General features: G+C 66.5%; 22 protein-coding genes. 17 read left to right on the forward strand and 5 right to left on the reverse strand.

From position 1 onward, the window contains the following. The first annotated feature begins 1 nt into the window (after window position 1). The 9 genes from mraY to ftsZ all read left to right on the forward strand — a co-directional run bounded on the left by mraY (window position 2) and on the right by ftsZ (window position 10,495). Window positions 2-1,090, forward strand: a complete 1,089-nt coding sequence (gene mraY / locus LQF09_RS04995; RefSeq protein WP_002936310.1) for a phospho-N-acetylmuramoyl-pentapeptide-transferase — start codon at window positions 2-4, stop codon at window positions 1,088-1,090. Beyond that, on the forward strand, window positions 1,087-2,496 hold the full coding sequence (gene murD / locus LQF09_RS05000) for a UDP-N-acetylmuramoyl-L-alanine--D-glutamate ligase (protein WP_270069346.1): 1,410 nt from the start codon (window positions 1,087-1,089) through the stop codon (window positions 2,494-2,496). The genes mraY and murD overlap by 4 nt, the downstream gene beginning before the upstream one ends. Continuing rightward, entirely contained in the window at window positions 2,493-3,722 is a 1,230-nt protein-coding gene (gene ftsW, locus LQF09_RS05005; protein WP_002926945.1) for a putative lipid II flippase FtsW, read from the forward strand. The genes murD and ftsW overlap by 4 nt, the downstream gene beginning before the upstream one ends. Further along, a complete protein-coding gene (murG, locus tag LQF09_RS05010) occupies window positions 3,719-4,804 on the forward strand; it encodes an undecaprenyldiphospho-muramoylpentapeptide beta-N-acetylglucosaminyltransferase (RefSeq protein ID WP_270069347.1) in 1,086 nt (361 codons plus the stop codon). Before ftsW ends, murG begins: the two co-directional genes overlap by 4 nt. After that, window positions 4,801-6,216 carry a UDP-N-acetylmuramate--L-alanine ligase gene (murC, locus tag LQF09_RS05015; protein ID WP_002926938.1) on the forward strand — a complete coding sequence of 472 codons (1,416 nt, stop codon included), beginning with the start codon at window positions 4,801-4,803 and terminating at the stop codon, window positions 6,214-6,216. Before murG ends, murC begins: the two co-directional genes overlap by 4 nt. Continuing rightward, window positions 6,213-7,127, forward strand: a complete 915-nt coding sequence (locus LQF09_RS05020; RefSeq protein ID WP_002926935.1) for a D-alanine--D-alanine ligase — start codon at window positions 6,213-6,215, stop codon at window positions 7,125-7,127. Before murC ends, LQF09_RS05020 begins: the two co-directional genes overlap by 4 nt. Next, the gene (locus LQF09_RS05025) at window positions 7,120-7,983 is read left to right on the forward strand and encodes a cell division protein FtsQ/DivIB (protein ID WP_270069348.1); all 864 of its coding nucleotides are present in this window, start codon (window positions 7,120-7,122) and stop codon (window positions 7,981-7,983) included. The genes LQF09_RS05020 and LQF09_RS05025 overlap by 8 nt, the downstream gene beginning before the upstream one ends. Beyond that, window positions 7,980-9,209, forward strand: coding sequence for a cell division protein FtsA (gene ftsA, locus LQF09_RS05030; RefSeq protein ID WP_002926930.1), 1,230 nt, complete (start codon window positions 7,980-7,982; stop codon window positions 9,207-9,209). The genes LQF09_RS05025 and ftsA overlap by 4 nt, the downstream gene beginning before the upstream one ends. Before the next feature lie 140 nt (window positions 9,210-9,349). Further along, a complete protein-coding gene (gene ftsZ, locus LQF09_RS05035) occupies window positions 9,350-10,495 on the forward strand; it encodes a cell division protein FtsZ (protein ID WP_002926926.1) in 1,146 nt (381 codons plus the stop codon). Window positions 10,496-10,623: 128 nt separating this feature from the next. Here ftsZ and LQF09_RS05040 read toward each other — a convergent pair whose 3' ends face one another. From LQF09_RS05040 to LQF09_RS05050, 3 genes are all read right to left on the reverse strand, one after another. After that, window positions 10,624-11,313: a class II aldolase/adducin family protein gene (locus tag LQF09_RS05040; RefSeq protein WP_270069349.1), complete on the reverse strand. Its 690-nt coding sequence runs from the start codon at window positions 11,311-11,313 to the stop codon at window positions 10,624-10,626. Beyond that, window positions 11,310-12,401 (reverse strand): S-methyl-5-thioribose-1-phosphate isomerase, encoded by a 1,092-nt coding sequence (mtnA, locus tag LQF09_RS05045; RefSeq protein WP_002936295.1) that lies wholly within the window; start codon window positions 12,399-12,401, stop codon window positions 11,310-11,312. The genes LQF09_RS05040 and mtnA overlap by 4 nt, the downstream gene beginning before the upstream one ends. A 112-nt stretch (window positions 12,402-12,513) precedes the next feature. After that, window positions 12,514-13,671 (reverse strand): pyridoxal phosphate-dependent aminotransferase, encoded by a 1,158-nt coding sequence (locus LQF09_RS05050; RefSeq protein WP_270069350.1) that lies wholly within the window; start codon window positions 13,669-13,671, stop codon window positions 12,514-12,516. Between the two features lie 133 nt (window positions 13,672-13,804). Between LQF09_RS05050 and LQF09_RS05055 the strand changes: the two genes are divergently transcribed. The 4 genes from LQF09_RS05055 to LQF09_RS05070 all read left to right on the forward strand — a co-directional run bounded on the left by LQF09_RS05055 (window position 13,805) and on the right by LQF09_RS05070 (window position 18,543). Next, the gene (locus LQF09_RS05055) at window positions 13,805-14,053 is read left to right on the forward strand and encodes a PP0621 family protein (RefSeq protein ID WP_002926918.1); all 249 of its coding nucleotides are present in this window, start codon (window positions 13,805-13,807) and stop codon (window positions 14,051-14,053) included. Further along, window positions 14,019-15,623, forward strand: coding sequence for a sensor histidine kinase (locus LQF09_RS05060; RefSeq protein WP_270069351.1), 1,605 nt, complete (start codon window positions 14,019-14,021; stop codon window positions 15,621-15,623). Before LQF09_RS05055 ends, LQF09_RS05060 begins: the two co-directional genes overlap by 35 nt. Then, window positions 15,620-17,041: a sigma-54-dependent transcriptional regulator gene (locus LQF09_RS05065; RefSeq protein WP_002926913.1), complete on the forward strand. Its 1,422-nt coding sequence runs from the start codon at window positions 15,620-15,622 to the stop codon at window positions 17,039-17,041. Before LQF09_RS05060 ends, LQF09_RS05065 begins: the two co-directional genes overlap by 4 nt. Window positions 17,042-17,133: 92 nt before the next feature. Further along, window positions 17,134-18,543, forward strand: a complete 1,410-nt coding sequence (locus tag LQF09_RS05070) for an MBL fold metallo-hydrolase RNA specificity domain-containing protein (RefSeq protein ID WP_270069352.1) — start codon at window positions 17,134-17,136, stop codon at window positions 18,541-18,543. A gap of 2 nt (window positions 18,544-18,545) precedes the next feature. Here LQF09_RS05070 and LQF09_RS05075 read toward each other — a convergent pair whose 3' ends face one another. Then, window positions 18,546-19,319, reverse strand: a complete 774-nt coding sequence (locus LQF09_RS05075; protein ID WP_002936288.1) for an outer membrane lipoprotein-sorting protein — start codon at window positions 19,317-19,319, stop codon at window positions 18,546-18,548. A gap of 44 nt (window positions 19,320-19,363) precedes the next feature. Between LQF09_RS05075 and LQF09_RS05080 the strand changes: the two genes are divergently transcribed. Together LQF09_RS05080 and LQF09_RS05085 are read left to right on the forward strand one after the other, a co-directional pair. Next, complete coding sequence (locus LQF09_RS05080) at window positions 19,364-20,113, forward strand: ABC transporter ATP-binding protein (RefSeq protein WP_002926907.1); 750 nt, start codon at window positions 19,364-19,366, stop codon at window positions 20,111-20,113. 68 nt (window positions 20,114-20,181) lie between these two features. Further along, window positions 20,182-21,504: a DUF1302 family protein gene (locus LQF09_RS05085; protein ID WP_270069353.1), complete on the forward strand. Its 1,323-nt coding sequence runs from the start codon at window positions 20,182-20,184 to the stop codon at window positions 21,502-21,504. A gap of 155 nt (window positions 21,505-21,659) precedes the next feature. Here LQF09_RS05085 and LQF09_RS05090 read toward each other — a convergent pair whose 3' ends face one another. Next, window positions 21,660-22,406, reverse strand: a complete 747-nt coding sequence (locus tag LQF09_RS05090) for an N-acyl amino acid synthase FeeM domain-containing protein (RefSeq protein ID WP_002926903.1) — start codon at window positions 22,404-22,406, stop codon at window positions 21,660-21,662. 334 nt (window positions 22,407-22,740) lie between these two features. Between LQF09_RS05090 and LQF09_RS05095 the strand changes: the two genes are divergently transcribed. Both LQF09_RS05095 and LQF09_RS05100 read left to right on the forward strand, forming a co-directional pair. Beyond that, a complete protein-coding gene (locus tag LQF09_RS05095; RefSeq protein WP_002926902.1) occupies window positions 22,741-23,322 on the forward strand; it encodes an XrtA/PEP-CTERM system exopolysaccharide export protein in 582 nt (193 codons plus the stop codon). Window positions 23,323-23,392: 70 nt separating this feature from the next. After that, window positions 23,393-24,934, forward strand: coding sequence for an XrtA system polysaccharide chain length determinant (locus LQF09_RS05100; protein WP_002936276.1), 1,542 nt, complete (start codon window positions 23,393-23,395; stop codon window positions 24,932-24,934). Window positions 24,935-24,942 lie beyond the last annotated feature (8 nt).

Genomic DNA, 24,942 nt, shown 5'->3' on the forward strand with positions numbered 1-24,942 from the left:
CATGCTGTTGGAACTTGCACTCTGGCTCGGCCAGGACATTCGTGGCTTCAACGTCTTCGGCTATATCACGCTGCGTACCGTGCTGGCTGCGCTCACCGCGCTCGCCATCTCGCTCGTTGCCGGCCCGGGAGTGATCCGCTGGCTCGCGGCGAAGAAGATCGGCCAGGCCGTACGCGACGACGGCCCACGCTCGCACCTCACCAAGGCGGGAACGCCGACCATGGGTGGCGCGCTGATCCTGATCTCGATCGGCATCACCATCCTGCTCTGGGGCGACCTCAAGAACGACTACATGTGGGTGACCCTGCTCGTTACGCTCGGATTCGGCGCGGTGGGCTGGGTGGATGACTGGCGCAAGGTCGTCCACCGCGACCCCAAGGGCCTGGCCAGCCGGTGGAAGTACCTGTGGACATCGCTGATTGCATTTGCCGCCGCGGTCTATCTGGGGCTTACCGCGACGACGCCGGCCGAGACCGAGCTCATCGTGCCGTTCTTCAAGGCCGTCGCCTATCCGCTGGGTATCGTCGGTTTCATCGCGCTGACCTATTTCGTCATCAACGGCACCAGCCATGCGGTGAACCTTACCGACGGCCTGGATGGCCTGGCGATCATGCCTACGGTGATGGTGGCCGGTGCCCTCGCAATCTTCGCCTACGTCGCCGGCCACGTCGGCTTCTCCAATTACCTGGGTGTGCCCTATATCGCCGGTGCCGGCGAGCTGGCCGTGTTCTGCGGTGCAATCTGCGGCGCCGGCCTTGGCTTCCTGTGGTTCAACGCCTACCCGGCCGAGGTCTTCATGGGCGACGTCGGTGCGCTGGCGCTCGGTGCCGCGCTCGGCACCATCGCCGTCATCGTGCGTCAGGAAATCGTGCTCTTCATCATGGGCGGCCTGTTCGTCGCCGAGACCCTGTCGGTGATGCTGCAGGTGTTCTACTTCAAGGCCACCGGCGGCAAGCGCATCTTTCGCATGGCGCCGTTGCACCATCACTTCGAGCTCGGCGGCTGGAAGGAGACCCAGGTCGTCGTGCGGTTCTGGATCATCACCATCATGCTGGTGCTGTTCGGCCTGTCCACCCTGAAGCTGAGATGAGCGCCCTGACCGGAAAACGTGTGCTGGTGATCGGCCTGGGTGAGTCGGGCCTGGCGATGGCACGCTGGTGCACCCTGCGTGGCGCGCACCTGCGCGTGGTCGACAGCCGCTCGGCGCCGCCGGGGCTGGACGCGCTGCGCGAGGATGCGCCGCTGGCCGATATCCGCAGCGGTGACCGCGCGGCGGCCGATCCTGCAGTGCTCGACGGCATCGAGCTGGTCGCGCTCAGTCCGGGGCTGGATCCGCGCGTCGGTCTCGCCGCCGAAGCGTACCGGCGCGGCCTGCCGATCACCGGCGAGATGGATCTGCTGGCGCAGGCGCTTGACGAGCTTGACGTGCGCGAGCAGACCCGCATCCTCGCCATCACCGGCACCAATGGCAAGACCACGACCACCGCACTGGCCGCCGCGCTCGCGAGGTCGGTGGGCATTGATGCCGTGGCGGCGGGCAACATCAGCCCAGCTGCGCTCGACGTCCTGATGGAGCGGCTGGAGGTGGGTGCAAGCCTGCCCGCCTGCTGGGTGCTGGAGCTCTCGAGCTTCCAGATCGAGACCATGCACGCGCTCAATCCGCAGGCGGCGACTGTGCTCAACGTCACCGACGACCATCTTGACCGCTATGCCGACCTCGAGGCCTATGCCGCGACCAAGGCCGCAATCTTCCAGGGCGATGGCGTGCAGGTGCTCAACCGCGATGATGCACGCGTGCGCGCGATGGCCCTGACCGGGCGCAGGGCGATCCGTTTTGGTGCCTCGGCGCCGCAGGGCGATGGCGACTACGGTATTGCCGATATCGATGGCCGGCCCTGGCTGATGCGTGGGCCGCAGCGTCTGATCGCACTTGCCGACCTGCCGCTGGCCGGCCGCCACAATGCCGCCAACGCGCTTGCCGCGCTCGCCTTGTGCGAGGCCGGGCTGGGGATCGAGCCGCAACGTCTGATCGGTGGCCTGATCGCCTTCCGCGGCCTGCCGCATCGCTTAGAGCTGGTTGCCGAGCGCGCCGACGGTGTGCGCTACTACGATGATTCCAAGGGCACCAACGTGGGTGCGACCGTCGCCGCGCTCGAGGGCATGGATTGCCCGGTCGTGCTGATTGCCGGTGGCGACGGCAAGGGCCAGGATTTTGCCCCGCTGGCGCCCGCACTGGCGCGCAAGGCGCGCGCCGTGCTGCTGATTGGCCGTGATGCGCGCCGCATCGAACAGGCAGTGGCGGGTTGCGGCGTGGTGCTCGAGCATGCCGCCGATCTCGACGCTGCAGTGCAGCGTGCGGACAGGCTGGCGCAGCCTGGCGACGCCGTGCTGCTGTCGCCGGCCTGCGCCAGTCTGGACATGTTCCGCAACTATGCGCACCGTGCCGAGGTTTTTGTGGCCGCGGTGCACCGCCTTGCGGAGGTGACGCCGCGATGAAGCTGGCCAATGTCTTCGGTGGCCTGTTGCACCCAGCCGAGCAGAAGCCCGATCCGGCCCAGCGCGCCGTGCAACGGCTCGCCAAAGGCGGGGCGCCGGCGCGCGAGCTCGACCTGCTGCTGATCTGGTCTGCAGTCGCGCTGCTGCTGCTCGGTCTGGTCATGGTGTACTCGGCCTCGATCGCGTTCGCCGAGGGCAGCCGTTTCACCGGCTACCAGTCGCATTACTTCCTGATGCGCCATGCCGTCTTCCTGGCCATCGGCATTGGCCTGGGGCTGGTGTCCTTCCAGCTGCCGATGGCGCGCTGGCAGCAACTGGCGCCGGCGCTCTTCGTCGCCGGCGTGGTGCTGCTGATCGTGGTGCTGATCCCGGGCGTGGGCCGGGAGGTCAACGGGGCCCAGCGCTGGCTGTCGCTCGGGCCGGTGAACCTGCAGCCTTCCGAACTGATGAAGATCTTTGCCGCGCTCTACGCGGCCGACTACACCGTGCGCAAGCTCGACGTCATGGGCAGCTTCATCAAGGGCTTCCTGCCCATGCTGGTGGTGATCCTGTTCGTCGGCTTCCTGCTACTGCGCGAGCCCGACTTCGGCGCCTTCGTGGTCATCACCACCATCGCTTTCGGCGTGCTCTTCCTGGGCGGCCTCAACGTGCGCGTGTTCGGCCTGCTCGCGGTGCTGGCGCTGATCGGCTTCGTCATCCTGATCTGGACCTCGCCCTACCGTCGCGACCGCATCTTCGGCTTCATGGACCCCTGGCAGGACGCCTTCGGCAAGGGCTACCAGCTCTCGCATTCGCTGATCGCCTTCGGCCGCGGCGAGTGGTTCGGCGTGGGCCTTGGCGGTAGCGTGGAGAAGCTGTTCTACCTGCCCGAGGCGCACACCGACTTCCTGCTCGCGGTGATTGCCGAGGAGCTCGGCTTCGTCGGCGTGCTCACCGTGGTGGTGCTGTTCGCGATCATCGTGCAGCGCGCCTTCCTGATTGGCCGCGAGGCGATCAGGCTTGAGCGCTACTTCTCCGGCCTGGTTGCGCAGGGCATTGGCCTGTGGATCGGTGTGCAGTCCTTCATCAACATGGGCGTCAACATGGGGCTGCTGCCGACCAAGGGGCTGACCCTGCCGCTGATGAGCTTCGGTGGCTCGGGCATCGTCGCCAACTGCATTGCGCTCGGCATCCTGCTGCGAATCGACTGGGAGGTGCGTCAGCTCAAGCGGGGGGCGACGCCATGAAGACCCTGATGGTCATGGCCGGTGGCACCGGCGGCCACATCTTCCCTGGCATCGCGGTGGCCGAAGTGCTGCGCGCACGGGGCTGGCGCATCGTGTGGATGGGTAACCCGGACGGCATGGAGGCGCGTATCGTGCCGCAGCGCGGCTACGATACGGCGTGGGTGCGCTTTGGTGCGCTGCGCGGCAAGGGCCTGGTGCGCAAGCTGTTGCTGCCACTGAACCTGCTGTCCGGGTTCTGGCAGGCGCTGCGCGCGCTGCGCCGCAGCCGCCCCGACGTGGTGCTTGGCATGGGCGGCTATATCACCTTCCCCGGCGGCATGATGGCGGCCCTGCTTGGCCGCCCGCTGGTGCTGCACGAGCAGAACTCGGTGGCCGGCCTTGCCAACCGCGTGCTCGCGCGCGTGGCCGACCGGGTGCTGAGCGGCTTCCCCGATGTGCTGCCCAAGGCGCGTTGGCTGGGCAACCCTGTGCGTGCCGACATTGCTGCAGTAGCGCCGCCCGCCGAGCGTTATGGCGGCCGCAGCGGGCCGTTGCGCCTGCTCGTGGTCGGCGGCAGCCTGGGCGCTGCCGCGCTCAACGAGGTTCTGCCACAGGCCCTGCTGCGCCTTCCGCCCGAGCAGCGTCCGCAGGTGCTGCACCAGGCGGGCGAGAAGCAGATCGACGGGTTGCGCCAGACCTACGCCACCCTGCAGCTCGAAGGCGAGTTGCGTCCCTTCATCGACGACATGGCGGCGGCCTACGCCGACGCCGACCTCGTCATCTGTCGGGCCGGCGCGCTCACCGTTGCCGAGCTGGCGGCGGTCGGCGTTGCCAGCCTGCTCGTGCCTTACCCGCATGCGGTGGATGACCACCAGACCGGCAATGCGCGCTTCCTTGCCGAGCACGGCGCCGCTTATCTGCTGCCGCAGGCCGAGCTCACCCCCGAGCGTCTGGCGGGCATCCTGTCGAGCCTCGACCGCTCCCGCTTGCAGGCAATGGCCGAGTGTGCGCGCGCGCTTGCACGGCCACAGGCGGCGGATGAAGTGGCCGCAGTCTGCGCTGCGCTCGCCAGCTCGAAAACCGCCGCTGGAGTAAACGCATGAAGCACAAGGTCAGGAACATTCATTTCGTCGGCATCGGCGGCGCCGGCATGAGCGGCATCGCCGAGGTACTGGTCAACCAGGGCTTCAACGTCAGCGGTTCGGACCTGGGTGACAACGCTGCGACCCGCCGGCTGCAGAAGATGGGCGCCAGTGTGGTGCGAGGGCACGACGCTGCCAATGTCGCCGGCGCCGACGTGGTGGTGGTGTCGACAGCCGTCAAGGCCGACAACCCCGAGGTGGTCGCCGCGCGCGAGCGCCACGTTCCGGTCGTGCCGCGCGCGCAGATGCTTGCCGAGCTGATGCGCTTCAAGCATGGCATCGCCATCGCCGGCACCCACGGCAAGACCACCACCACCTCGCTGGTCGCCAGTATCCTCGCCGAGGGCGGCATCGATCCGACCTTCGTCATCGGCGGCCGCCTCAATGCCGCGGGTGCCAATGCCCGCCTCGGCAGCGGCGACTACCTGGTTGCCGAGGCCGACGAGTCGGACGCCTCCTTCCTGCTGCTCAACCCGGTCATCTCGGTCGTCACCAACATCGATGCCGACCACATGGAGACCTACGGTCACGATTTCGGCCGCGTCAAGCAAGCCTTCGTCGATTTCCTCCAGCGCCTGCCCTTCTATGGTGTGGCCGTGCTCTGCGAGGACGACCCCAACGTGCGCGAGATCATCCCGCGCGTGTCCAAGCAGATCGTGCGCTACGGCTTGTCGGAGAGCGCCAACATCCGCGCCGAGAACGTGCGCGCCGACGGTGGTCGCATGCTGTTCGACTGCGTGCGGGTCAACGGCACGACGACACGGCTGTCGATCGAGCTCAATCTGCCCGGCATGCACAACGTGCTCAATGCGCTGGCTGCGATCGCGGTGGCGACTGAAGTGCAGGTGCCCGACGCTGCCATCGTCAAGGCGCTTGCCGAGTTCAACGGCGTTGGCCGCCGCTTCCAGCGCTACGGCGAGGTCGCGCTGCTCGACGCCGACGGTGACGAGGCCGGCAGCTTCACCCTGATCGACGACTATGGCCACCACCCGGTGGAGATGGCGGCGACCATTGCCGCGGCCCGTGGCGCCTTCCCCGGCCGCCGCCTGGTATTGGCTTTCCAGCCGCACCGCTTTACGCGTACCCGGGACTGCTTCGAAGACTTCGTCAAGGTGTTGTCGACGGTCGATGGTCTGTTGCTTGCCGAGGTCTATGCCGCGGGCGAATCGCCGATCGTGGCTGCCGACGGGCGTGCGCTTGCGCGTGCGATCAGGGTTGCCGGCAAGGTTGAGCCGGTGTTCGTGGAGGACATCGGCGACATGCCGAGGATGGTTCTTTCCGCCGCGCGCGATGGCGACGTGGTGATCACCATGGGCGCGGGCAGCATCGGCGGTGTGCCGGGCAAGCTCGCCCGCATCGAGGACGTTTCGTGAGTACGGCATTCGGCAAGGTTGCGGTTTTGTTCGGCGGCTCTTCGGCCGAGCGTGAAGTCTCCCTGATGTCGGGGCGGGCGGTGCTTGCCGCGTTGCAGCAGGCCGGCGTGGATGCCCACGGCTTCGATCCTGCCGAGCGCGACCTCCACATCCTCAAGGAAGAGGGCTTCGACCGCGTCTTCATCGCCCTGCATGGTCGTGGCGGCGAGGACGGCACGGTGCAGGGCGCCCTCGAGCTGATGGGCATCCCCTACACCGGCAGCGGCGTGATGGCCTCCGCGCTGTCGATGGACAAGTGGCGCACCAAGATGGTGTGGCTGTCTGCTGGCCTGCCCACGCCACGTTACGCCATTCTCGAGGCGGATACCGACTGGGAGGCGGTGGTGGCCGAGCTGGGCCTGCCGATCTTCGTCAAGCCGGTGCACGAAGGCTCGAGCATGGGGGCAACCAAGGTCGTGGAAGCCGGACAGTTGCGCGCGGCCTGGGAGCTGGCCGCGCGCTTCGACCGCATGGTGATCGCCGAGGAGTTCATCGCCGGCGCCGAGCTCACCGCCCCCTTCCTCGAGGACCAGGCCTTGCCGCTGGTGCGCATCGTCGCCCCCGACGGCAACTATGACTATCAGCACAAGTACTTCACCGACGACACCCGCTACGACTGCCCGAGCGGCCTGCCCGCCGCGCAAGAGTCCGAGTTGCAGGCGATGGTGATGAAGTCCGCACGCGTTCTCGGCTGCCGCGGCTGGGGGCGTGCCGATCTCATCCTCACCGATGACGGCCGCCCCTATCTGCTCGAGATGAACACCTCGCCGGGCATGACCGGCCACTCTCTGGTGCCGATGTCTGCACGCGTGGCAGGCATGGACTTCACCACCCTGTGTCTCACCCTTCTGGAAGGGGCTCGCCTTGGCTGAAGTACGCGCCCGCCCTGCGTCGATCCGCTCTGGCCGTCAGGCCGCTGCGGGTGCGCGGGCGCGCGCGCCGGTCGAGCGTGGCCTTTGGCATCGCCCTGCGCTGCTCAACCTGGTGTCCGACCTGATCACGCTCGGTGCTGCGGTCGCGCTGGGCTGGGCGCTCGTTGCCTGGTTCCTGTCGCGGCCATTGTTCCCGTTACGCGAGCTTGTGGTGGTGACGCCGCCTGGGCAGGTGACCGAAGCCCAGCTCGAATACGCCGCGCGGCTCGCCGTGCAGGGCAACTTCTTCACCGTCAATCTGGACGAGGTGCGTGCCACCTTCGAGAAGCTGCCCTGGGTGCGCAAGGCTGATGTGCGCCGGCGCTGGCCCGATGCGCTCGAGCTGCGCCTCGAGGAGCACGAAGCGGTGGCCTACTGGACGGTGTCCGAGAGCGGCGATGCGCGCCTGGTCAACCGCCAGGGCGAGGTCTTCGTCGCTGCCAGCAACGCAGACATGCCGCAGTTCGATGGCCCGCAGGGGTCGTCCACCCGGCTGCTCGCGCGCCACGCCGAGTTTTCGGCGATGCTGCAGCCGCTCGGCGTGCGCCTCGTGGGGCTGGCGCTGTCGGCGCGCGAGGCGTGGCAGCTTCATCTGGACAGCGGCCTCACCATCGTGCTCGGCCGCGAACAGGACAAGGCACCGCTCGTCGACCGCCTGCAGCGCTTCATCGCAGTGTGGCCTGGCGTGCAGCAGGATATCGATATCGAAATCAAGGTCGCGGATCTGCGCTATCCGGGCGGGTTCGCGCTGACGCCGGCGGACGCCTCGGTGCTGTTGCAGCCCGCGGCGCCCAGCGGCAGGAAAGGCAGGCAATGAGCAAGGAATACAAGGAACTGATCGTCGGCCTCGACATTGGCACCGCCAAGGTCACGTGCATGGTGGCCGAGGTCAAGCCCGATGGCCGTCTCAACGTGATCGGACTCGGCACCCAGCCGACCAGCGGCCTCAAGCGCGGCGTGGTGGTCAACATCGAGGCCACGGTCGACGCCATCTCGCGCGTCGTACAGGAGGTCGAGGTGATGGCCGACTGCAAGATCCACGAGGTCTATACCGGCATCGCAGGCAGTCACATCAAGAGCTTCAACTCCAGCGGCACGGTCGCGATCAAGGAGAAGGAAGTCTCGCCCATGGATGTCGACCGGGTGATCGAGGTCGCGCGTGCGATGCCGATTCCGGCCGAGCAGCAGATCCTGCACATCCTCACCCAGGAGTTCATCATCGATGGCCAGGGTGGGGTGCGCGAGCCGATCGGCATGAGCGGCGTGCGCCTGGAGGTCAAGGTGCATATCGTCACCGGTGCGGTGTCGGCGGCGCAGAACGTCATCAAGTGCGTGCGTCGCTGCGGCCTCGAGGTCATGGACCTCAGCCTGCAGCCGCTCGCCTCGAGCCATGCCGTGCTCACCGAAGACGAGAAGGAGCTTGGCGTGTGCATGGTCGATATCGGCGGCGGCACGACCGATATCGCGGTGTTCACCCAGGGGGCCATCCGCCACACTGCGGTCATTCCGGTCGCCGGCGACCAGATCACCAACGACATCGCGATGGCCTTGCGCACTCCGACCTCAGAGGCGGAAGAAATCAAGATGCGCCACGGCGTCGCCATGCACCAGCTCGCCGACGCCGAGGAAATGATCGAGGTGCCCGGGGTCGGCGACCGCCCGCCGCGCAAGCTGTCGCGCCAGGCGCTGGCCGACGTCATCGAGCCGCGCGTGTCCGAACTGTTCGAGCTCGTGCAGGCGGAGTTGCGCCGCAGCGGCTACGAGGAGTTGCTGTCGTCGGGCATCGTGCTGACCGGTGGCTCGGCGGTCATGCGTGGCATGGTCGAGCTGGCCGAGGAGGTTTTCCACATGCCGGCAAGGGTCGGTTCGCCGCAGTACGACGGCGGCTTGGCGGATGTGGTCTGCCAGCCACGCTACTCGACGGCAATGGGTCTGGTCATGGAAGGTGCTGCCCAGCGCCGGCGGGGGCTTCAGGCGCGCGACACCCGCAGTGTGAAGCAGTTCTTCGGGCGCATGAAGTCGTGGTTCGAACGAAATTTCTGACCGGACCATCGGGGTCCAGTCATTTTGGATGAAGGCCGGTTAACCAGCACTTATTTAGTAGTAGACTGCGGAGTTGATACTAAATGCGGGCTGGCGGCATTCGGTGTTGAGCAGGGCCGTCAATTCAGGAGGCGAGGCAAATGTTCGAGATTGTTGAGAAGGAATCGAGCGGGACGATGATCAAGGTGATCGGCGTGGGCGGTGCCGGCGGCAACGCTGTCGACCACATGATCCGTGAAGGCGTGAAGGGGGTGGATTTCATCTCCGCCAACACCGACGCCCAGGCGCTCAATCGCTGCCTGGCGACCACCAAGGTTCAGCTGGGCAAGACGGGCCTCGGTGCCGGCTCCAAGCCCGAGGCGGGCCGTGCCGCTGCGCAGGAGTCGCGTGATGACATCGCTGCGGTGCTCGAAGGCGCACACATGGTCTTCATCACCGGCGGCATGGGTGGCGGCACCGGTACCGGTGCGGCACCCGTGGTGGCCGAGATTGCCAAGGAGATGGGCATCCTGACCGTCGCCGTGGTGACCAAGCCCTTCGACTTCGAGAACCGTATCCGTGTCGCCGAGAGCGGCGTGGAAGAGCTCACCCGCCATGTCGATTCGCTGATCGTCGTGCTCAATGACAAGCTGCTCGACGTCTATGGCGACGATGCCGGCTTCGAGGAGTGCTTCCGCTCGGCAGACAACGTGCTGCGTTCGGCGGTGGGTGGCATCGCCGAGATCATCAACGTTCCCGGCCTGGTCAACGTCGACTTCCAGGACGTGCGTACCGCGATGGCCGAGATGGGCCGTGCGATGATGGGCTCGGCCGAGGCTTCGGGCCTGGACCGCGCGCGCATCGCTGCCGAGCAGGCTGCCGTCTCGCCGCTGCTCGAGGGCACCGAACTGTCGGGCGCGCGTTGCGTGCTGATCAACATCACCGCCAGCAAGTCGCTCAAGATGTCGGAAGTGCGTGATGCGGTGAAGACCGTGCAGGCCTTCGCTGCGCCTGAGGCCTTCGTCAAGTACGGCACCGTGTTCGACGAGACCATGGAAGACCGCATCCGCATCACCGTCGTGGCCACTGGCCTTGGCGCCCCGCGTGCCGCCCGTCAGCCGGTCATGCAGGTGGTGCAGGGGACGGGTACCTACGGCCCGTCGATGAGCAGCGGCGCGGTGGACATGAACAGCCTCGACGTGCCTGCCGTGATGCGCAGCGGCCGCCGCACGACGGTCGAGGCCATGAGCACGAGTGGCGTCGGTACCTACGACATCCCCGCCTTCCTGCGTCGCCAGGCGGACTGATTCACCGGCTCCGACCCTGATCAGGGCGGCCCCGCAGCCGCCCCCCCGCGCCGTGTTCCGGCGCCAAGCCCCTGCGCGGACGAACGCCTCCCGTTCGCGCAGGGGCTTTCACGTTGACCGGTGGGCGGTCATGCCTTGCGCGCCTTGCCGTACCAACGGAAGCGCTCGATGACCTCGTCCATCTCTGCCGCCGAGAGCAGCACTGGCGTGCCGATCTGCAGGGTGCGCCAGTATTGTTCGCACAGGGTCTCGAACTCGATCGCCAGCGCCAATGCATGCTCGAGGTCGCGACCGAAAACGACCATGCCGTGGTTTGCCAGCAGGCAGGCGTTGCGGTCCTGCAGCGCTGCCGTCGTGGCATCGGAAAGTGCCTGGGTGCCGAAGGTGGCGTAGCGTGCACAGCGCACCGTGCTGCCACCGAAGCGCGCGATCATGTAGTGGAAGGGCGGGATCTCCTGCCGCTGGCAAGCCAATGCGGTGGCAAAGGGGGCGTGGGCATGCAGCACCGCTCCCGCCGCCGGAAAGGCGGCATAGATGTCGCGGTGCAGTTGCCACTCCGACGATGGGGCGAGCGCCCCGCGCGGGCTGCCGTCCGCCGCCACCACCGCCATGTCCTCGGGGCGGCAGCGCTCGGCAGGCACGCCGCTGGGGGTGATGAGCATGTCCCCGCCGTCCAGCCGTACGCTGGCATTGCCTGCCGTACCCACGTTCAGGCCTGCCGCGCCCATGGCGCGCAGGGTGTCGAGCAGGGTGGTGCGCAGGGCCGTCTCGTCTGTCGCTGTGCCCGCTGTGGTGCGAGCCGGGCCGTGGCCGTTCATTGCCGGCGCTCCGGGTACAGCGCCGCCAGCTCGCCTGCGGCGACCACCCCGCGTTCGGTGATGATGCCGCGGATCAGTGCCGCCGGGGTCACGTCGAAGGCGGGGTTGGCGACACGGGTGTCCATCGGGGCCAGGCGCACGGTGGCGATCTCGCCCTCGTCGTCCTTGGTTCCGGGCGAAGGAGCGACGCCGCGCAGCCGGCAAACCTCGTCCGCGCCGCGGTCCTCGATCGGGATCGCAGCCCCGTCCGGGCAGCTGAAGTCGAGCGTCGAGTGTGGTGCTGCGATGTAGAAGGGCACGCCGGCCGCCTGTGCGGCGAGTGCCTTCAGGTAGGTGCCGACCTTGTTGGCGGTGTCACCGTTGGCAGCGATGCGATCGGCGCCGGTGATGACGAGGTCCACCTCGCCGCGCATCAGCAGCAGGCCGGCGGCATTGTCGGCGATCAGTACGTGGGCGACGCCTGCGGCGCGCAGTTCCCAGGCTGTGAGCAGGCCCTGGTTGCGCGGACGGGTTTCGCTGACGAAGACCTCGACTGCGAGCCCCGCGGCCTGCGCGGCGTAGATCGGCGCCAGCGCGGTGCCGGCGCCGCAGGTGGCAAGCCAGCCGGCGTTGCAGTGCGTCATGATGCGCAGCGGGCGCGTGCGAGTTGCTGCCAGCGCGCGCAGGATGTCCAGGCCGTGGCGGCCGATCGCATCGCATGTCTGTGCATCGTCGAGCCGTATGGCTTCCGCTTCGGCCCACGCCGCAGCTAGCCGCTGCGCGGGCCGCAGCGGCCGCAGCGCCGTGTCCATGCGCGCCAGCGCCCAGTGCAGGTTGACTGCGGTTGGGCGGGTTGCGCCCAGTACGGTGAGGGCGTGCTGCAAGCTGCGGTCGTCGGCACCCTGCCGCTCGAGTGCGAGTGCCACGCCGAAGGCTGCGGTGGCGCCGATCAGGGGGGCGCCGCGCACCTGCATGTCGCGGATGGCGGCAGCCACATCGTCCAGGGTGCTCAGGGCGGCGCGTTCGGTGCGAAAGGGCAGCAAGGTCTGGTCGAGGACCAGCAGGCGGTCGCCGTCACGGCACAGGGTGGGGATCGGTTGTTGGAACATGCTTATCGGTTGTCCAGCGTGGATCGAGTAATCGAGTTGGGGTAGTCGTGCCCCGCGCCGTGCCGGCCTGGGCGCTGTTTGCAGCGCGCCCGGTCCGTGCCCGGGAAGTCGCTCAAATGGCGTTGAGCCGTTCGCAGGCTGCGGCCAGGGTGGTTTCGTTCTTGGCAAAGCAGAAACGGATCACGCGTTCGTCGCGACCGTCTGCGAAAAAGGCCGATACGGGTATGGCGGCCACGCCCACCTTGCGGGTCAGGTGTTCGCAGAAGGCCGTGTCGCCGAGTGCGCTGATGCGCTCGTAGCGGGCGAGCTGGAAGTAGGTGCCGTGCGCGGGCAGCAGATCGAAGCGAGAGTTGGCCAGTGCGGCACGGAAGTAGTTGCGCTTGGCCTGGTAGAAGGCGGCCAGTCCGGTGTGGCGGCCGGCGTCGGCCATGTAGTCGGCGAGCGCGAGTTGAACCGGGGTGTTCACCGTGAACACATTGAACTGGTGCACCTTGCGGAACTCTGCCATGAGCTCGCGGGGCGCCAGTACGTAGCCGACCTTCCAGCCGGTAATGTGGTAGGTCTTGCCGAAGCTCGAGACCACGAAGCTGCGCGCCGCCAGTTCGGGGTGGGCGGCGCAGCTTGCGTGGCTGGCGCCATCGAACACGATATGCTCGTAGACCTCGTCGGCCACCACGATGATACCGGTGCCACGCGTGAGCGCAGCCAGGCGGTCGAGGTCGGCGCGCGTCCAGATGGTCGCGGTGGGATTGTGCGGGGTGTTGATCATGATCATGCGCGTGCGCGGCGTTATCGCCGCGGCCACCGCCTCCCAGTCCGGGCGGTAGTCGGGGGCGGAGAGCTGCAGCCGCACCGGCGTGCCGCCGGCGAGCTCGATCGCGGGCACGTAGGAGTCGTACACCGGCTCGAACACGATGACCTCGTCGCCGGGATGCACGCATGCAGTCACGGCGGTGAACAAGGCCTGGGTGGCGCCCGCGGTGACGGTGATCTCGGACTCCTCGTCATAGGCCGTGCCATACAGCGTCTCGACCTTGGCGGCGATTGCCGCGCGCAGCGCAAGGCAGCCGGCCATCGGCGCGTACTGGTTGTGGCCGGTGCGCATCCAATGGGCGACGCGCTCGAACAACACGTCCTCGGCGTTGAAATCGGGAAAGCCCTGGGACAGGTTGATGGCGCCGCACTCCTGGGCCAGGCGCGACATCACGGTGAAGATCGTCGTACCGACGGCGGGCAGGCGGGAGGCGAGGGGGGCAGGAAAGGATGGCATGGCGCGGCGATGCGGTCGGGAGCAGGGCCCATATTGTCGCAAACCCGCGCCCGCCGTGGGCAATGGCCGTAGGGGGGGCGTGCTAGAATCCGGGCGTTTCCACTGCCGTGGCGCAGGGTCTGCGCCCCTCAACGTGCGCAATCTGCTCATCCTGATCCTCGTCTTCATTGCCATCTGGTGGTTGCGTGCGGCCTTGCGGCGCTTCAAGGACCAGGGTGGATTTGCTGCGCGCCGCGCCGCCAGGAAAGAGCGTGCCGCACCCGAGCGGATGCTCGAGTGCGCACATTGCGGCGTGAATGTGCCCGAGTCCGAAGGGGTGTCCGACGAGCGGGCTTTTTACTGTTGCGATGCCCATCGTCGCGCCGGACCACGTGCGCACTGACTCAGCGGCCGCGGCTGCCGAGGTCGAACGCACCCGCAGCACGTCGCTTCGCTACCTGAACCTGTTCCGGCTGCTCATGGCCGGGCTGTTCCTTGTCGCGGGCCGCGACCTCGGCCTGGGTGGGGAGCGACCATTGGTGTTCCAGGTCGCAGCCTTTGCCTACCTGGGCCTGGTTCTCGCGCTCGGTTTCCCCGATGCGTCGCGGCGTCTCGGCGTAGAGCGTGTCATCGTCCTGCAGGTACTGGTCGATGTGCTCGCACTGTCCGTCATCATGTGGGCGAGCGGCGGTTACCGCAGCGGTATGCCGGTGCTGATGATGATCGTGCTCGCGGGCGCGGGCCTGGTCATGGAAGGGCGGATGGTGCTGTTCTTCGCGGCCCTGGCCACCCTGGCGGTGCTCATCGAGAACGCCTGGCGCCATGCGGCAGGCAGCGACTCGGTCGATTTCCTGCAGGTGGGCATATTCTGCGCGGGCTTCTTCGGCATCGCCCTCGTCGCCCGCCTGCTTGCCCTGCGCGCCAAGGCCAACGCCACCCTGGCAGCCGAGCGTGGCTTGGCGCTCGCCAAGCAACAGGCGGTCAGCGAGCACATCATCCGCGACATGCAGGACGGCGTGATCGTGGTCGATGCGCAGGGCAGGATCCTGCACCTGAACGCGCAGGCGATAGCGCTGCTGGGCCTGACCCACTCGAGCGCGGAAGCCCTCGAGGGCTTGGCGCTGGCCGACCTCGACGAGGGTTTCAGACCGATCCTGCAGGGGGCGCTTGGTGACGAGGGGCGCTTGCTGCGTATCGGCGCGGACGGCCGTCTGCTGCGTTGCCGCAGCGTGGCGGGAGAGGCCGGGAGCGCAGCTGCGGGCGATACGCTGCTTTATCTGACCGACTTCGAGGACATTCAGCGCCACTTGCAGCAGATCAAGCTGGCGGCACTCGGACGGCTGACCGCCAGCATGGCGCATGAGATCCGCAACCCCTTGTCGGCCGTCACCCAGGCGGCCGAACTGTTGCGTGAGGAGAAGCGCGGCGAGATGCAGCTCAGGCTCGTGCGCATCATCAACGACAATGCCCACCGTATCGAGCGCATGATTCGCGACGTGCTGGCGCTGGGCCGGCGCGAACAGGCGATGCCCGAGGCGCTGCCGCTTGCCGCCTTCGTCGCCGAGGTGATCGACGCCAGGGTGTTCCGCGCGGCCCAGGAAGAGGGCCTGTACCATGTCGACATCGACCCTGGTCTAACCTTTGCGATCGATCGTGCCCATCTGCATCAGGTCCTCGACAACCTGCTTGCAAATGCCAGCCGCTATTGCTCGGGTGCGCCGGGCTCGGTGCGCTTGAGTGCCGAACTCCTGGCTGGGGGGCGCGCGGCGCTGCACGTCAGCGACGACGGCCCGGGCTTCGATGAGGCGATGCGCGCGCAGTTGTTCGAGCCCTTCTTCACCACCCACCCCAAGGGCACGGGGCTGGGCCTTTACATCGCACGCGAGCTTGCCGAGGCCAACGACGCCACGCTAGAGCTTGCGCCCTCCACCCAGGGCGCCCACCTGGTTCTTACCGGACGCACGACACCATGAATGCCGTCGAACGCCGTCAACGCCCCCAGTCAGTCGACGTGCTCATCGTCGACGATGAGGAAGACATCCGCGAACTGCTCGAACTGTCGCTGATGCGTCTTGGCCTGGCTTGCGACGCAGTGGGCACCGTCGCCGATGCGATCGCCCGACTGGAGGCTCGCCGTTATCGCCTGTGCCTGACCGACATGCGGCTACCCGATGGCGATGGGCTTGGCCTGGTGGAGCACATCCAGGCACACTGCCCGGGCTTGCCGGTGGCGGTGATCACCGCATTCGGCAGTATCGAGACCGCGATCAGGGCACTCAAGCTCGGTGCCTTCGACTTCGTCACCAAGCCGGTCGAGCTCAAGGCCCTGCGCGAGCTCGTCACCCATGCCCTCAGGCTGGGCGCGACCGGGGATAAGGCTGCGGGAACCACGCCCGAACGTGCCCTGATCGGGCATTCGCCCGCCTTCATGCAGTTGCGCGCCCAGGCCGAGAAGCTTGCGCGCAACCAGGCGCCGGTGTTCATCCATGGTGAGTCGGGGACCGGCAAGGAGGTCATCGCCCGCTTCATCCACAGCCTGGGGACGCGTACCGCCGGGCCCTTTGTGCCGGTGAACTGCGGAGCGATCTCGCCCGAGCTGATGGAAAGCGAGTTTTTCGGTCATCGCAAGGGCAGCTTCACCGGCGCGGCCAGCGACAAGCAGGGCCTGTTCCAGGCTGCGAGCGGCGGCACGCTGTTTCTGGACGAGATCGGTGAGTTGCCGCTGGCCATGCAGGTCAAGCTGTTGCGCGCCATCCAGGAGCGCGCGGTACGGCCGGTCGGCGCCCATGCCGAGGAGCCGGTCGATGTGCGCCTGTTGTCAGCGTCGCATCAGGATCTCGGGCGACTGGTCGCGGAAGGGCGCTTCCGCCAGGACCTCTTCTTCCGCATCAACGTCATCACCTTGCGCATGCCGCCGCTGCGCGAGCGCCGTGAGGACATTCCCGCGCTTGCCGAGCACATCCTCGCTCGCCTGGCTGCGCGTGAGGGCGGGGCGCCGCGCCGACTGTCGGCCGCCGCGCTGCATGCGCTGCAGGGCTATGCCTTCCCGGGCAATGTGCGCGAGCTCGAGAACCTGCTCGAGCGTGCCTGCGCGATGTGCGAGGGCGACGAGATCGACGCCGCCGACATCGAGCTCTACCCGGACCAGACGGCGTCTGGCTGGCTTACCGACAGTGCCGCGGGGCCTTTTGGCTTTCAGGTGCCAGGCGATTTCGGCGACCATGGCGGCGGCGGAGAGCCCGGGCAGGAACCCGCTGCCGACGACGCCGAGCGTCTGCGCATCATCCGCGCGCTCGAGCAGACGCGCTGGAATCGCAGTGCGGCGGCGCGCAACCTCGGCATGACCTTGCGCCAGCTGCGCTATCGGCTGCAGAAGTGGGGCATGGAGTAAGGCATCGGCTCGGGCAAGCGGTTGATGCTGCAGGGTCGTCCTGGAACGGCCTTCCATTTGGCATGAATGGGAGGTGCCGCTAGAATCCCGGCATGAACCCGACGATCGTGCATCACGGCGCGCGCAACGGCGTGACCGGCTCCTGCCATCAGCTTTTCATCGAGGACGACAACAGCCTGCTGGTCGACTGCGGCTTGTTCCAGGGCGCCGAGACCGCGCCCGATGGTCGCGCTGCAGCGGACCGGCTGGACATCGACTTCCCGGTCAGGGGCATTGGTGCGCTCGTTCTTACCCATGTGCACATCGACCATTGCGGTCGCCTGCCCTGGCTGCTTGCGGCGGGTTTCAAGGGGCCGATCTTCTGCAGCGAGCCCTCGGCGCGGCTGTTGCCTACGGTGCTTGCCGATGCCTTCGAGCTTGGTGTCAGCCGCAACAAGGAGATCGTCGAGCGCTATCTCAAGCTTGTTGAAGCGCGCATCCGCGCCTTGCCCTACCGCCAGTGGCATACGGTGTACCGCAGCCCGGACGCCATCTGCCGCATCCGCCTCCAGCGTGCTGGTCACATCCTCGGCTCGGCCTATGTCGAATGCGAGCTTTCCGGCGCGGCTTGGCCGCAGCCCAAGCGAGTGCTGTTCTCGGGAGATCTGGGGGCACCCCATGCGCCCTTGCTGCCCGCGCCGCAGCCACCTTGGCAGGCCGATGTCGTGGTGCTCGAGAGCACCTATGGTGACCGTGCGCACGAGGATCGCCGCAGCCGTCGCGAGCGCCTGCAGGCCGTGGTCGAGCATGCGTTGCGTGATGGCGGCACGGTCATCATCCCGGCTTTCAGCATTGGTCGCACGCAGGAGTTGCTGTACGAATTCGAGGACATCCTGTACCGGCAGCGTCGGCGCCCCGGCAAGTTTGCCGGGCAGTGGGCGCAGCTCAGGATCTTTCTCGACTCACCATTGGCGTTGCGTTTCACCGAGCTCTACCGGGAATTGCAGCCGTTCTGGGATGCAGAGGCCAAGGCCAGGGTGCGCGCCGGGCGTAAGCCCCTTTCCTACGAGCAGCTGGTCGCGATCGACAGTCATGCGTTGCACGAAGCCAACGTACGCCGCCTCGCGCGCAGTCGCGAACCGGCTATCGTCATTGCCGCCAGCGGCATGTGCGCTGGTGGCCGGGTGGTGAACTACCTCAAGGCCATGCTCGGCGACGCTCGCCACGACGTCGTCTTCGTCGGCTATCAGGCGCGCGGCACGCCCGGACATGCGATCCAGACCTACGGGCCGCGCGGCGGTTACGTGGAACTCGACGGCGAACGTGTCGATATCCGTGCGGGCATCCACACGCTTGCAGGCTATTCGGCACATGCCGACCGCGACAACCTCACTCGCTTCGTTACCCGTATGCGCCACCTGCCGGCCGAGGTACGCCTCGTCCATGGCGAAGACAGCGTGCGCGAAGCCTTGGCGCGCCATCTGCTTGCCGTCACCGGCGGCAAGATCCGGGTCGTGCCATGAGGCTATTGCTGCAGCCGGCGCATGTACTCGCGGGTGAACATGCGTTCGGGCAGGTCGCGGACGTTCATGTTCTCGTAGGTCAGCACGGAGACCTCGCCCTTTTTCAGCGCATCTTCCATGACCAGCCGAGTTGGGCGCAGCTGCCCTGCCATCTGGCGGAAGTCCTCGTATAACGCGGTCTTTAGCAGTCGGCCCGAGAGCGCATAGAACTCGGCCTTGAGGGGGCGTTTGTCGGCTTCCGCCACCCAGTACCTCACCCGCGCGTAGGTCACGCTGCGGTCCACCGCGGTGAGGTCCAGCACCACCGCCGGCGTGTCGCCCACGCTGTCGCGGCCGGCGATGGTCGGCCGGTAGTCGCCGGCGAAGTTTGCGCGCGCGAGGTCGCCATTGGCCACCTGGCCTGTGAGCCGTTGCGCCAGCGACAGGCGTACCGGCTGCGACACCGCCGGCATGAACACCCATAGATCGCGGCCCCGCATGAGCAGTGCCTGGCCGCGTTCGGTGGCGGGCTCGAGAGTGAGGACGATGGTGTTCTCGTTGCCGCGTGACAGGACGCGATACTTGCGCGTGTCGCCCTCCTTGCCGTCGCTGAGGTTGGCGACCGAGATTTCGGTCTGGAAGCTCTCGCGTGGAAAGCGCACCGCATCGGCGGCGGCCACCACACTGACAGCCTCGTCGTCGTCCTGGGCGTCGGCTGCCCGCAGCAGGGTGGGGAGCAGCAGGCCGCCCGCCAGGGCGGCAACGAAGCGGCGACGGGATCGTAAACTGTGCGTCATGAGTGCTATCCTTTCGGCGTCCAATCAGATTTTCAGCCCTGCACATGCCCATCGTCCAGGTCGAACACGTGAGCAAGCGTTTCCTGCTGGGGGATCAACTCGTCCAGGCGCTCGAAGACGTTACCCTGTCGATCGAGCCCGGCGTGTTTCTCGCCATCGCAGGGCCGTCCGGTAGCGGAAAGTCTACCCTGCTCAACATCATAGGCTGTATCGACACGCCAAGCGCGGGCCGTGTGGTCATCGACGGCCATGACGTATCCGATCGCACGCCCGATCAGCTTGCCGACCTGCGCGCGCGCACCATCGGTTTCATCTTCCAGACCTTCAACCTGCTGCCGGTGCTGTCGGCAGAGGAGAATGTCGAGTATCCGTTGCTGCAGATGCCGGAGTTGTCGAAGAAGGAACGTGCCGAGCGGGTCCGGCACTATCTTGGCATGGTAGGCCTGAGCAAGTATGCCGACCATCGCCCGAACCAGCTTTCGGGCGGTCAGCGCCAGCGCGTGGCGATTGCGCGCGCGCTCGCCACGCATTCAAAGATCGTGCTTGCCGACGAGCCCACTGCGAACCTCGACAGCAAGACGGGTTCGAGCATCCTGAAGCTGATGCGCGACATCAACCGCCAGTCCGGCACCACCTTCGTGTTCTCCACTCACGACCGCAAGGTCATGAACATGGCTGACCGTCTGGTGCGCATCGCCGACGGCCAGATCACCGCACTCGGCATGAAAGCCGAGGGGCGCTGGGTGTTCGTGCAGGACCGTCGGCCGCGTGATGAAGAAGACCCGGAAATCTAGTGAGAAAGCACACCATGCCTGCCTTGAATCGACTCGCCCTTGCCACCCTTTCCGCCGTGGCGTTGCTCATGATCCTCCCGCCGGCGCATGCGGCCGATGATGCCAGTGACGCTGCGGAGGATGCCGAGTTCGATGCAGAGCTCGATGCGCTCTTCGATGTCGGCGCCCCGGAAGGCGCCGCTGCGGGCAGCGGCATGAAGTGGAGCGGTTATGCCGAGCTGGGGGCCGCCTACACACTGCCCGACCCCGAGCACTGGTCGCGACTGCGTGCCCGCGTCGAGCTTGCCGGCAGTGGCCAGCTTGCGCCTCGAGTGCGCTGGAAGCTCAACGCGCGTGCCGATGCGGATGCGGCCTTCGATCTCGAGGATGAGCACTACCCGGCCGCCGTGCGCAGGGACCAGCGGCGCAATCTGATCCTGCGCGAGGCCTACGTGGATCTTGGTCAGGGCGACTGGGAGTTCCGCCTCGGCCGCCAGCACATCATCTGGGGCGAGATGGTCGGCTTCTTCTTTGCCGACGTCGTCTCGGCCCGCGACATGCGAGAGTTCCTGCTGCCCGAGTTCGAAAGCCTGCGCATTGCGCAGTGGGCGGCGCGGGCGGAGTACTTTGCCGGCAGCAGCCACTTCGAGCTGGTCTGGATCCCCAAGCCCAGCTTCGACGAGATCGGCAAGCCGGGTGGCGATTTCTACACCTTTGCCGCACTGCCGGCGAATACCGTCGTGACCGAGCACAAGCCCTCTGACAGTCTGCGCAACGGCAACTGGGGCGCACGCGTCTCCCATCTGGTGAGTGGCTGGGATCTGTCGGCCTTCTACTACCGCAGCTACGACGTCGCGCCGACCTTGTACGAAGTGGGGGTGGGCACCGCCTCCTTGCGGCACGAGCGACTGCATCAGATCGGTGCGACCTTCAGCAAGGACCTGGGTAGCTTCGTACTCAAGGGTGAGGCGGTTCATACCCGTGGGCGTGGCGTCAACACACTGGTCGCGGCGCCGGTTCCGGGCGGCAGGCTGCTCGGGCTCGAGAAGACGGACATGATCGACTATGCGATCGGTGCCGATATCCCGGCAGGTGCCGATTGGCGCTTCAACACCCAGCTATACGGTCGTTGGCTCGATGAGCATCGCAGCACCATGGTGAGCGACAGGCTCGAGTCCGGCCTGACCTTCCAGGCTGTGCATTCGATCGGCAATGAGCTGGAACTCGAGTTCCTGGCCGTTTCCAGTCTCAACCGTTCGGACTACATGCTCAGGCCGAAGCTGACCTGGAAGTTCGCGCCGGCTTGGCGTGCCGTGACTGGTGTCGATGTGTTTGGTGGCAGTGGTACGGGACGCCTGAGTGCTTTCGATCGCAGTGACCGTGCCTACGTGGAGGTTCGTCACTGGTTCTGAGTGCCGACAGGAGCGCGCGGCCTTGCCGTTGGGGCGGCTTGATGCGTGGGCAGAAACCTCGGTCAGTGCTTGTCCGTCGCGTAGCACGTGACAGCAATGATCATGCGCTCCAACGCAGTGTTCGGCGCGCTTGCGACAGCCTCATCGAGCGCGGCTCAGCTGCGCTTGAGTCCTGCCAGCAGGTCTTGGAGGGTGGTTTCAGACGGGAGCAGGCGGATTGCGCGCGGTGGCGGTCGGCCAGCTTCGTCGTCATGCCTGGCCAAAGCGCGTTCGAATTGCCTGTGCGAAAGGTGAAGCAGTACCGCTGCAGCACCGACGCGAGGGCAGACGCGTTCGGGGCCGGCAACCCTGTACCCGAAGATGCGCTGATAGAAGCGTGCGTGGCGAGGATGGACTTCGATGAAGACGTCCGACATTCGCTGGGTCAGCTTCGCCAGCACGTAGAGCGCCTGCAGCAGTCCGGCGAGCGCATCATGCGAGCCAAGGTCGGGATCGATTGCGAGTCGTGTGATTTCGCACACTTTGCCGCCGGTTTTTCGGACAGCGTCGATCTCATTGCTGTACAAAGTGTCTGCCAGCAGGCCGGAGCCCAGATCCATGCGCAGAGTGAGCGTCGCAACCGCATGTCCTTCGCGCAGCGCGACCACGGTGATGTCCCGGCGATCGAGCTCGGCGTGCATCCCGTAAGGGAACAGGCCGCGAGCCGAATACATGCGCTCCACCAGTCTGCTGCTCTGGCGTTTCAGATCGTCACAGCCGTTGGCGATGCGAATCTGGAACCCGTTCTGCTCGAAAGCCAGGCCGTTGGCCGCATCGAGCGGGGGAGGGAGCGCATTGACGAAGCCGGCATTGCCAGGCTGGGCGGCGTCGGAATGAGGCGCGCGCGCACTACTGACCGCCATGGACGCATGTAAGGCGTCAGGCGCAGGTTGTGATCCATGCATGGAAGTGGCCGAGTTCTCGAGTGATGTTCAGGACAGTATAGCGCCGACCTGCTCGCCATATCTGCCGCGCGCAGGCCTTTCTGTTGCAACAAACGTTCCAGAATCTACAGACGTCGATCACTGCGTAGTGTAAGCGATTGTGTGCATTTGTTCCTGTCGACGCAAACCTGCATCCGCCTAGCATCCCCAATCGTGGATCGACGTCGTATCATTGCGAATCTTGAGACAGAACAGGGGGCTTGTCATGGTGAGCAGCTTACGGGGCGCATGGAGTTCGCTTGGGCGGTGCTTGATGCCGGTGCTGGCGGTGGGTGTGCTGGCTGGATGTGCGTCGAGCTTTCCACCCGCTCCGCCCTCCGCGGCAGACGCGGACTACAACTATGTGATCGGCCCGGGGGACACCGTTTCGATCAACGTGTGGCGCAACCCTGAGTTGTCAACGTCGGTGCCTGTGCGGCCCGACGGCAAGATCACGGCGCCGCTCGTCGAGGATCTGCCTGCAATGGGCAAGGATTCGACCACGCTTGCCCGCGACATTGAACAGCACCTCGCCAAGTACATCCGTGATCCGGTCGTCACCGTCATCGTCACCGGGTTTGTCGGGCCGTACAGCGAGCAGATCCGCGTGATCGGTGAGGCAGGCAATCCGCAGACGCTGCCCTACAAGCAGAAGATGACCCTGCTCGACGTGATGATTGCAGTCGGCGGTCTCACCGACTTCGCCGATGGCAATGCAGCGACCATCCTGCGCACGGCCGAAGGCAACAAGCAGTACAGCGTCCGTATTCGCGATCTCGTGAAGCGTGGCGACGTCTCGGCCAACGTCGAGATGCGTCCGGGCGACGTACTGATCATTCCGCAGAGCTGGTTCTGATCTCTCACTCGAACGTCGGCACCCGGCCCGCTTGTGGCTGGGGTCTTGGCGTGCAGCACGGCAAGGACACATGGAAGAACTCGTATCTCAAGTCATAGGCTACCTGCGCGGCATGTGGCGATTCCGCTGGTGGGGCCTGGCTTTGGCCTGGCTGGTCGGCGTCGCCGGCGGGGTGGCGATCTATCTCATGCCCGACAAGTACGAGTCTACTGCTCGCATCAATGTCGATACGCAGTCCGTGCTTCGGCCGCTCATGTCGGGCCTCGCGGTGCAGCCCAACGTCAGTCAGCAGATCAACATGCTCAGCCGCACGCTGATCAGCCGGCCGAACGTCGAGAAGCTCATCACCATGGCCGACCTTGATCTGGGCGTGCGCAGTCCGGCGGAGCGCGAGGCGCTGATCAACGCCCTGATGAGCGATCTGCAGATCCGTTCCACCGGGCGGGACAACCTGTTCACCCTCGCCTACGCCGATACGAGGCCCGAGCGTGCCCAGCGCGTAGTCCAGTCCTTGCTGTCCTTGTTCGTGGAGTCGGGCCTGGGGAGCAACCGCCAGGATGCCGACGCCGCGCGCAGGTTCATCGAGGAGCAGATCCGCAGCTACGAGCAGAAGCTGACCGAGGCGGAGAACCGGCTGAAGGACTTCCGTCTGCGCAACATGGCGCTGCTTGGCGCCGGCACGCGCGACTACATCACGCAGATTGCCGACGTTAACGAGCAGCTGCGTCAGGCCCGTCTCGAGCTCCGCGAGGCAGAGAACTCGCGTGATGCGATGAAGCAGCAGTTGGCAAGCGGGCAGTCCGAGGCCGATTTTGCGCCGCCGCCGATGCTGGCCACCCCGGAGATCGATGCACGCATCGAGACGCTTCAGCGCAACCTCGACGATTTGCTGCAGCGCTACACCGAGCGCCATCCGGATGTGGTCGGTGCTCGGCGAGTGATCGAGGAGCTCGAGAAGCAGAAGCAGGATCTCCTCGCGCAGATGCGCGAGAATCCGGTCGCCAGTCCGATGGGCGGTTTTGGCATGGGGTCGGGGATCGAGCAGACGCGGCTTGCACTGGCCCAGGGAGAAGCGCGTGTGGCCTCCTTGCGTGCTCGCGTGACCGAGTTCGAAAGCAGGCTCGAGACCTTGCAGGCCGACGCGCAGCGTATTCCGCAACTCGAGACGGAGATGGCGCAGCTCAATCGCGACTACAGCGTCCATAAATCCAACTACGATGCGCTCGTGTCGCGCCGCGAGTCGGCCAGCATCGCTGCCGAGATGAACACCCAGGCTGGTATTGCCGACTTCCGCGTCATCGATCCACCGTCGATGCCGACCAAGCCGTCTGCACCGAATCGTCTGCTGTTGCTGCCTTTGGCTGCGCTGGTGGGCTTGGGGGCCGGGTTTGCGCTGACCTTCCTGATCAGCCAGTTGCGACCGTCCTTCGGCGATCCGCGTCAGCTGCGCGAGATCAGCGGCCTGCCGGTGCTGGGTACGGTGTCGATGCTGCCGACGCCTGAGCGCCGGCGCAAGCGTCGCAACGGCCTGATCGCGTTCGGAGGTGGGCTGGCCGCCTACGCCGGGGCCTTCGCCTTCGCCACCGCCGCACTCAAGATACTGCAGGGCTGAACGGATAC

This window comes from Thauera sp. WB-2, assembly GCF_027594845.1.
Taxonomy (GTDB): Bacteria; Pseudomonadota; Gammaproteobacteria; order Burkholderiales; family Rhodocyclaceae; genus Thauera; species Thauera mechernichensis.